We start from the raw sequence: 7,636 nt of genomic DNA, 5'->3' as shown, positions 1-7,636 counted from the left end.
CAGGGTGGGGCGGCGGTTCACGGACGGCTCCCGGTGGGGCGAGGGGGTCATGAGCGCAGCCACGCTACCGAGGGGGCGAGACCGACACCAGAGCGAATTACGTCGATTGCCAGCCTGTGATCGTCATTCGGGGGCAGCCTATCCAGGGTCGTGGAGGACCTGGGGTACGGCTGTGGCCCCTCCACGGGCGGGCCACGGGACTCCACGGAAGGTGAGCCGTCATCGCGCGGCTACCAACTGCGACATCCCAGTCCTCCGACCTCGAACCACAGCAGCTTCCCGGCACCGCGCCCGAGCAGATCGCCACCGAGCGGCCAGCCGCCCCACGAACTCGCGCACTGCTGCACGAGGAACAGCCCGCGCCCTCCTTCCGCACCCGCCGGGGCGGGCGGGACCCGTTCGCCGGGAGGCTTGTCGAACGGCGCCGGAATGTGCGGACTGCTGTCCCACACCCCCACCCGCAACCGCCCGTCCCCCAACGCGGTCAGCCGCAGGGAAGCCGGCCCTCTCGCGTGCCGGTACGCATTGGTGACCAACTCGGACGTCAACAGCTCGACCGCATCGAGGACTTCGGCCATGCCATGCCCGCTCAACGCGGCCCGCACGGTCATACGTGCGACGCGTGCGGCACGGGGGTCATGGGGCAGGCGAAGGGCGTACGTCCAGGTATCGGGCGGGGCTACGGTGACCATGAACGCCTCCGGGAGGAAGGGAAGAGGAAGAGAACTTGGGCTCGCTCAACGGCGGCGCCCGGCGGTGGCAATGCCTGGACGGGTGCGCTTCCGGCTTGGGGGCGCGGGCAGTTGGCGGTACGGTCTTAAGCTAGCGCGACTCGGGAGATACATCTCCCAAACCTGCGATATCCATCAGCGATTACCTCGTGTGGGGTACCCGAGCGCCGCGACGCGGCCGGAAGGAGGCGTCTTGCCGCCCACCAACGCTCCGACTCTGCGCCAGCGGCGAATGGGCGCCGAACTCCGCAAACTCCGCGAGCGGGCTGGGCTGACAGTCACCGGCGCCGCCACGCTGCTAGGCGTCAACCAGGGACGCGTCAGCATGATCGAGACCGGCCGCAGCTCCCTCAGCGCCGACCGCGTCCGCGCCCTGGCACGCTCGTACGATTGCGCGGACGAACAGCTCGTCGACGCCATCGCCACCATGACTGGCCGACGGACCCGCGGCTGGTGGGAGGAGTACCGCGACGTGCTCCCCTCCAACTTGCTGGACCTGGCCGAGCTGGAATACCACGCCACCACACTCCGGGTGGCCGTCACGATCCACATGCCCGGTCTGCTGCAGACCGCGGAGCATGCCCGCGCGGTGATGCGCGAAGCGGTTCCATCGCTACGGTCGTACGAGATCGAGCACCGCGTCTCGCACCGCGTGAAGCGCCAAGCCGTTCTCTTCGAAGGAATCGCGACCCCATACACGGCCATCGTGCACGAGGCGGCGCTGCGCATGGGCTTCGGCGGACCCGAGATCGGCCGAGCGCAACTCGGCTATCTGCTGGAGATGAGCGAGCAGCCTACGATCACCCTCCTGGTGATCCCTTTCGGGGAAGCGGGATTCCCTGCATCTGGCCAGCCCCTCACCTGCGCCATCGGCCCCGTGCCTGGGCTCGACACCGTCGTCCTGGACACCGACCACGGCTGCGAATTCCTCGACGCGGAGGCGCAGTTGGAGCGCTACCGCTCGGTGCTGGACCGCATGGAATCGCGAGCCCTACCTGAGCCGAAGTCCCGAGACCTCATCCAGCGCATCGCACAAGACCTCTGAGGAGCCTCCATGCCCGAACTCACTTGGCAGAAGTCGTCGTACAGCGCCGAAGCGGCCAACTGTGTGTACGTGGCGGCCACTTCCGCGGAAACGGTCCATCTCTGCGAAAGCGACGAACCCGACGTCATTCTGACAACAGACCTCAACCGGCTCCGGGGGCTCATACGCAGCCTGAAGACGCTGCCAGAAACCCCTCGTGCCTGATCAAGCAGTGCTCGACGCCACTCAACCTCGCTGAGGCACCCACACACAGCGCAGCCGAGACCCTCATGTCCAACCACCGCTCCATGGGGGCGCGGTCTTCCGCTTCCATCCGCCCAGACACTTACGCGGACACCATCGGCGCCCCGGCGGCGGCAAGCACGTCGGCAATCGCTTCGGCGTCAGCGGAGCGAACCTCGATGGCTTCCCTGGTGGTGTTCGTCATGTCCGCGCCGACGACATGGCAGTCGGCGCGGTCCGCGTGGCGGTCGTCTGTCGGCATGCATTCACTTCCCCTTGACCTCCGCAGCCGGGAGACGGCCCTTGTATCGGGCGAGTCGGAAAGGGCGACTCCCACCCGGTTCCGAAGCAACAGCTCGGCCACGTGGATCTCCCGCGCACCACAGCTGGCCAAGCCGGACGTCGACGTAGCGCTTGAACGGCGTGGCCGTCACCACCAAGCCGTTGATCCGCAGAACGGCCTGCGCTCTGACCTCGCGGCCCTGCGACTGCTCCCCGAAGCCCCTAAGAGGCCATCCATGCGAACTGACCTGCACGACTTCACACTCCACGAGTCGCCAAGAGTGAGTGCTGAGCGTGTTGTAGGCCTTGCCGGCGGAGACGGCGGCCCAGATGTTCAGCGGGAGAAGAACCGGCACGCCGGTGCACAGGACCATGCCCCACAGCGGTACGAGACTCTTGTCCCCGGAAAGCGGGGGGATCAGGATGAGCGACGGCCACACCACCAAGATGAGCGTCGCCTGCCGAAGAAAGCGCCTGCGCATCGCACAGCGGGTGGGCGGGTGCTTGATGGCGGGCTGCGAGCCCCGGGGCAGTGGTGGTGATGTCACGGTCGTCGGCGCTCTTCCTGCTCGGATGCGGGCGAGAGCGGATCGTCGAAGCTGACCAGGGTCGCGATGTGGCGGAGGATCCCCCGGTAGTACTCGCGGTGGGCCACGGCCGTTGTGCTGAGGGTGAGCAGCGCCAGGTCCGCACCGTCCGGGTGCGGAAGGTGAGCGTGGTGCTGAAGCAGTGGCTCCTGCGGCAGACCCGATTCGCCGGATGCGGTACGCACCGTCTCGCTGAACGTGGCCGGGCCGCAGGGGAGCTCGGCGTACTCGATATGCGTGTGGCCCTCGGCCGACGCCACTGCCCGGGCGGCCGTGACTCCACGCGGCGCCCGAGCCGTGCCCACCCAGGTGATGGTGAACAGGGACAGCAGCACGCCTCCGTTGTCGTCGCCCGTGTCATCGCGGTGCAAGCCCAGGGAGCAGTGGACGGTGCCTTCTGAACACAGGGTGTGAAACATCCGCTGCACGGTGGCCAGTTGGGCGATGAATCGCTGGCGGGTCACCTCGTCCGGAGCGGAAGCCAGGAAGGGTGCCAGTGCCTCGCGAGACCTCTCCGCCTCACGGGAGTCGGGCGGCGCTAGAAGCGCTTCTAGAGGAAGATCTGTGAACCCTGGCGGGGTGGCGAACCAGATGCCCTCTCCCGGTGCATTGACGCTGGGGTCGAGAAGGAAGTGAGGTGGGGGTGTCGTCGTCATGACTCGTGTCTGCTCGTCGCTATGCGTGGGGCTGCGGAGCGTTGTTGAGGTACCGAGCCCCGGCACGTTGGGCGCGCTCGATATCAGCGACATCGGCGCCCCAGGTCTGGGGCGCACAACGGCTGTCGAAGACGGGACGTTGGTAGAGGACATGGAGGCGCTTCGGTGCCTTGCCTCCTCGGCCCGGTGCGGCGATCACGCCGAGGAAGCGAGGGTCTCCGGCGAACCAGAGAGGCTCGATCTGCACCCTTCGCCCGGGCTTGGTGCGGGGACCATCCATTCGCTTCAGCCACCAGTACGACCGCTGATGCTTGATGAACACCAACGGGATTTTCTCATCCAGGTCCGCCGGATCACGAAACTCGAACCAGATCCCATCATCCCGGGCTCCGGGATACTTGCCCAGGCCGCTGGGTACGCCTTCGAGAATCTGCCAGGGATATTCGCGCAGGATGCTGCGCATGCGGAGGGCCCAGGGGAAGTAGGTGAGCTGATTGAAGAACCGGTAGAACCCGTAAATGAAGTAGGGCATGAAAATCCACACGACCCAGTTCGGCGTGTACGTCGAGATGCCGAGCAGCGCGACCCAACTCCCGGACCAGCCGAGGAGACCAACGACGTTCATCGCCATGTGTCTCATCCAAGCCATGCGAGATGGCTGATGATCCCAGGCCCTGGGTTGGTTGGTAAGGTGCATGCGAAGTTGCCTTCTCCGGTTCAGATTTGTTTACGCTGCCAGCTCGGCGCTCATTGGAAAACTCGACGGACCAAATCAACGGTTTCGGCAGCATCGATCGGCCCCAGAAAGATCCCATCCACCGTGGTACCGACGTTCGCCGCCGTATCACTCTGTAGCGTGTCGACCATGCTCGCCGACAGACCGTAGGTCGCCGTGGCCAGACCAGCCCAAGGCGCGGCCGTCTCCGCAGCCCTCACCCCCGTGGTCAGCCGAGGCGCCTTAGTTACCACCCATTCCGTCAATGGATTCCTCAAGTCAGTGAGCGCTTTAGCAGTCTCCATGGTTTTACTCCCGGCAGCGGCGGCCCTCTGACCAACGGTGAGCGCCTCGCCCGCCGCTCCGACTCCGCGGAAAGCGGCTGGCGCCCCCTTCAATACTGCTCCCACTCCCGGAAGCATCCCCAGCCCATCGGCTGCCAGTCCGATCCCGTTGCTCCAGAAGTCCGCGTCGAGCTCCCCCTTGCTCACGCCGTCCCACAAGGAGGCACGTACTTCCGGCTTAGACAACCGTGCCGCAAACGCTCCCGCGCTCAACGTCGCCGCCATCAGCAGCAAAACCGCAGCCGCAGTCCCACCCGAGAGTACGAACAGCGCAACGATGCCGAGCACGGCCGCCGTCCAGCTGAGGATGTCCGGCAGGTTCTCGGCGATCCAGTCAACAGCGCTGTCGAAGAACCCCGGCTCATGCGGCGCAAGCTTCTTCGTCGCATCGCGGATCTTGCCCGCCCGGTACGCGGCTTGGTTCTCGTGCTCCTCGGCGAGTTTTCGAGCCCGGCCAAGAATCTTCTCAAGGTCGGCTTCCGCCTCGTCGACGGCCGTGTTCGCCTGGGTCAGGGCCCTCTCCGCGTCCTCGTGCGCGGCGCCCTTCTTCTTGTTCAGCGCCGGGTCGTCGCTCGCGGTGGTCGCCTTGCCCTTGGCGGTGTCGACCACGGCGCGCGCGTCCTTCGCCTCCTCGTCCAGACGCTTGGCACGGCGCTGGAAGTCGTCGAGCTCGCCTTCCCAGAGGCTCAGTTGCTTGGCGGCCTTGCCGATTGAACGCGCGGCGTTCTTCAGGTTCAGCGGCAGCGGGCCACCGTCGAGCTGCTCCCGGAAGGCGACGGCCGCGTCGCCCTTCCAGTAGCTGCCGTCCATCAGCTTGGCGACCAGGTCACGCGTGTCTGTGAGGACCTTCGCGCAGTCGGCGAGCTTCTTGTGCAGGCCGCTCACCGTGTCGGTGCTGCCCGGCACCGGGTTGAACCCCAGATTCGGGTAATCGGGATTCGCGATCCTCGGGGAGGACTTCAGCCCTTGCGGAAGGGGGCCGTTCTTGGCGGCCTCAGAGTGAGGAAAGGGCGACGGCTCGATGCCGGGGGTGACTGTCACTTCCTACCGCCGCCCCCGCCGTTGCCGGCCTTCTTCAACGCCTCTTCGAGCGCCTTGTCGACCTCGCGGTAACTGTCCCGGCTCTGCTCGATGATCCCGGCAAGGTCCTCGGTCTGCTTGCCGATCTCCTCCGAGCCGTACTTCCAGTCCTCCTGGAAGTCCTCGCACGCGGTGTCGAGGTCGTCGGTTCCCAGCCCCGTGATGGTCGCTTCCGACAATGCCTTGCGGACACCCTTGAGTGAGTCCGTCGACTTGTTCAGCATCTTCATGAAGCGCCCGAGCTCATCGCCGTCGACCGCCAACCGCTCCGCCACGCCCCGCTACCTCTCCCCGTTCGCCCACCGTTCCTGAGAGCGGAATCACGCTATCCGTTCTTCACGGCGCTCGGCCAACTGCTCCTCGGAGAGCGGTTGGCCAGCTGGCCGAACCCGGCAACTCGGTCAGCGGTTGACGGCCTGGATCTCCTGGACGATCACGTCCTGGTCCGCCCCGAACTCGCCGTCGGGCAGAGGCTGGTCACCGTTCACGCCGGTGCCCGTCCAGTGGATCTTCCACGTGACCGTCGCCTGGAGCTTGTAGGAGTCGTCGCCCGAGGAGCGCAGGTACCGCACGCCGCACGGTGGGGTCTCGTCGGACTTGCCCTTCGCGAAGGCCTCGCCGATCTGGTCGCCGTTGAGTTCGCACACACCGGAGGCGGGGTAGGTCGTCGCGTCAGCCGTGCCCGGTTCGATCTTCAGGGAGACCGGTTCGGCTGTGGTCGTCGCCTGGACGCCCAGCAGCGGGACGGATGCCGTCACCGAGACCGGCTTGAAATCCGCCGCGTCCAGCCACGCCCACGTCGGCAGGTTCACCTTCGTGGTGCCCTCCGGAGCGAGTTCGACCTTCGTCGAGGGCACGCGGATCTCCGCGTAGGCGAGCTGGGCCAGCATCTCGGGGGTGATCGCCTGCGGGATCTCGGGCGGCGGCGGGTCGCCCGTGTCCACCCAGAAGTAGTCCCTGGTGCAGTCGAGCGCACCGGGATCGCCTTCCCTGCCCTCCGTGACGTAGGAGGCCCAGAAATAGCCCTCGCCGGCCTTGTCCTTGTTGAAGTCCTTGTACGGGTCACCACCCTCGAACTTCTTACGCTGCTCCGCGTCCCACTCGTACCCCGTCGAGCCCGCCTCCCAGATCGGCTCCAGGTACTTCTTCAGCTGGGCCGGGGAGTACTTGGGGGCGTAATAGCAGGCTGGTGGAGTCCAGTTGGACGCGGTGGAGGTGACCGGACCGGCAGACTGGCCGGAGCCGTTCTTCGAGCGGTCGAAGACAACGGCTCCAGCAGTGGACGTGAGCTTGTCGCCATTGACGTCCGCCGAGACGTCCGTATCAGTCTCCCGGCTGCCGTCGGGCGTGATTTTGGCCCACGCGCTCGGGGTCCCCAAAGTCGTCAACAGCAGCGTTAGGACGAAGCCGCCGAGTACCTTTCGCTTCACTTCAGGCATTGCCTCGCTCCCGCAGTCGACACGATGCGCGTGGTCTGCCACACGCCGTCGCTGTTCTTCTCCAGCCGCGTGTTGTAGAGGATGAAGTCCTCGTTGGACGGCGTGGTGACCTTGGCCTTGCCCGTCTTGAGGTCCTTGGCATACCCCTTGCTTTCATCAGCGCAGAAAAGGGCCGCCGCGGCCTTGCTGCCGTCGAGCGTCACGGTCCGGCTGTAGTACCGAACCTTGCCCATGATGCCGAGCTTGGCGTCCTTGAATTTCCCAACCCAGGTCACCGCCGCTTCGAGCGCCCGGCCGGTGTTGTAGAAGCTCAGCGCCTCGCTCTTGGGATCGGTACCCGCGATGGCGGCGTTGACCGAGCGCATACGCTCGGCGCTGTCCGCGAGCACTGCGTCCTTGACCGCGTCACCCGTCTTGCCTCCTTCGAAGGTCATCGTCAGATCCGAAGGCAGCTCGACCTTCGGCCGCCCCGCCGCCACAGAAGCAGAAGCGCTAGGCGAAGCCGACTTGTCCGCTCCCGTGTCGGCGCCCGCGA

General features: G+C 66.3%; 10 protein-coding genes. 2 read left to right on the top strand and 8 right to left on the bottom strand.

The annotated features are described in order from the left end of the window. Positions 1-230: 230 nt before the first annotated feature. The gene (locus O3Q52_RS44655; protein WP_269654242.1) at positions 231-692 is read right to left on the bottom strand and encodes an ATP-binding protein; all 462 of its coding nucleotides are present in this window, start codon (positions 690-692) and stop codon (positions 231-233) included. A gap of 232 nt (positions 693-924) precedes the next feature. On the opposite strand from O3Q52_RS44655, the gene O3Q52_RS44650 reads away from it, so the two are divergent. Both O3Q52_RS44650 and O3Q52_RS44645 read left to right on the top strand, forming a co-directional pair. Then, on the top strand, positions 925-1,776 hold the full coding sequence (locus O3Q52_RS44650) for a helix-turn-helix transcriptional regulator (RefSeq protein ID WP_269654241.1): 852 nt from the start codon (positions 925-927) through the stop codon (positions 1,774-1,776). A gap of 9 nt (positions 1,777-1,785) precedes the next feature. Continuing rightward, positions 1,786-1,980: a DUF397 domain-containing protein gene (locus O3Q52_RS44645; protein WP_269654240.1), complete on the top strand. Its 195-nt coding sequence runs from the start codon at positions 1,786-1,788 to the stop codon at positions 1,978-1,980. Positions 1,981-2,101: 121 nt separating this feature from the next. Here O3Q52_RS44645 and O3Q52_RS44640 read toward each other — a convergent pair whose 3' ends face one another. The 7 genes from O3Q52_RS44640 to O3Q52_RS44610 all read right to left on the bottom strand — a co-directional run. Next, positions 2,102-2,260: a hypothetical protein gene (locus O3Q52_RS44640; protein WP_269654239.1), complete on the bottom strand. Its 159-nt coding sequence runs from the start codon at positions 2,258-2,260 to the stop codon at positions 2,102-2,104. A 564-nt stretch (positions 2,261-2,824) separates the two neighbouring features. After that, entirely contained in the window at positions 2,825-3,331 is a 507-nt protein-coding gene (locus O3Q52_RS44635) for a hypothetical protein (RefSeq protein ID WP_269654238.1), read from the bottom strand. 211 nt (positions 3,332-3,542) lie between these two features. Further along, complete coding sequence (locus O3Q52_RS44630; RefSeq protein WP_269654237.1) at positions 3,543-4,154, bottom strand: hypothetical protein; 612 nt, start codon at positions 4,152-4,154, stop codon at positions 3,543-3,545. 116 nt (positions 4,155-4,270) lie between these two features. After that, positions 4,271-5,623: a hypothetical protein gene (locus tag O3Q52_RS44625; protein WP_269654236.1), complete on the bottom strand. Its 1,353-nt coding sequence runs from the start codon at positions 5,621-5,623 to the stop codon at positions 4,271-4,273. Further along, a complete protein-coding gene (locus tag O3Q52_RS44620; RefSeq protein ID WP_269654235.1) occupies positions 5,620-5,937 on the bottom strand; it encodes a hypothetical protein in 318 nt (105 codons plus the stop codon). The genes O3Q52_RS44625 and O3Q52_RS44620 overlap by 4 nt, the downstream gene beginning before the upstream one ends. 126 nt (positions 5,938-6,063) lie before the next feature. Further along, positions 6,064-7,101, bottom strand: a complete 1,038-nt coding sequence (locus O3Q52_RS44615) for a hypothetical protein (protein ID WP_269654234.1) — start codon at positions 7,099-7,101, stop codon at positions 6,064-6,066. Continuing rightward, positions 7,089-7,636 (bottom strand): hypothetical protein (locus O3Q52_RS44610; RefSeq protein ID WP_269654233.1); only part of this gene is annotated, 548 nt, incomplete at its 5' end. The genes O3Q52_RS44615 and O3Q52_RS44610, both read right to left, overlap by 13 nt.

The sequence above is a fragment of the Streptomyces sp. ActVer genome (genome assembly GCF_027270795.1).
GTDB lineage: Bacteria > Actinomycetota > Actinomycetes > Streptomycetales > Streptomycetaceae > Streptomyces > Streptomyces umbrinus_A.
Note: the sequence above shows the minus strand (reverse complement) of the source record. Positions and strands in the feature narration are given on the sequence as shown.

Excerpts from the sequence above, each read along its gene's own strand:
- O3Q52_RS44640 (WP_269654239.1), bottom strand. The coding sequence starts at position 2,260 with ATGCCGACAGACGACCGCCACGCGGACCGCGCCGACTGCCATGTCGTC.
- O3Q52_RS44645 (WP_269654240.1), top strand. The coding sequence starts at position 1,786 with ATGCCCGAACTCACTTGGCAGAAGTCGTCGTACAGCGCCGAAGCGGCC.
- O3Q52_RS44655 (WP_269654242.1), bottom strand. The coding sequence starts at position 692 with ATGGTCACCGTAGCCCCGCCCGATACCTGGACGTACGCCCTTCGCCTG.
- O3Q52_RS44630 (WP_269654237.1), bottom strand. The coding sequence starts at position 4,154 with ATGGCGATGAACGTCGTTGGTCTCCTCGGCTGGTCCGGGAGTTGGGTC.
- O3Q52_RS44615 (WP_269654234.1), bottom strand. The coding sequence starts at position 7,101 with ATGCCTGAAGTGAAGCGAAAGGTACTCGGCGGCTTCGTCCTAACGCTG.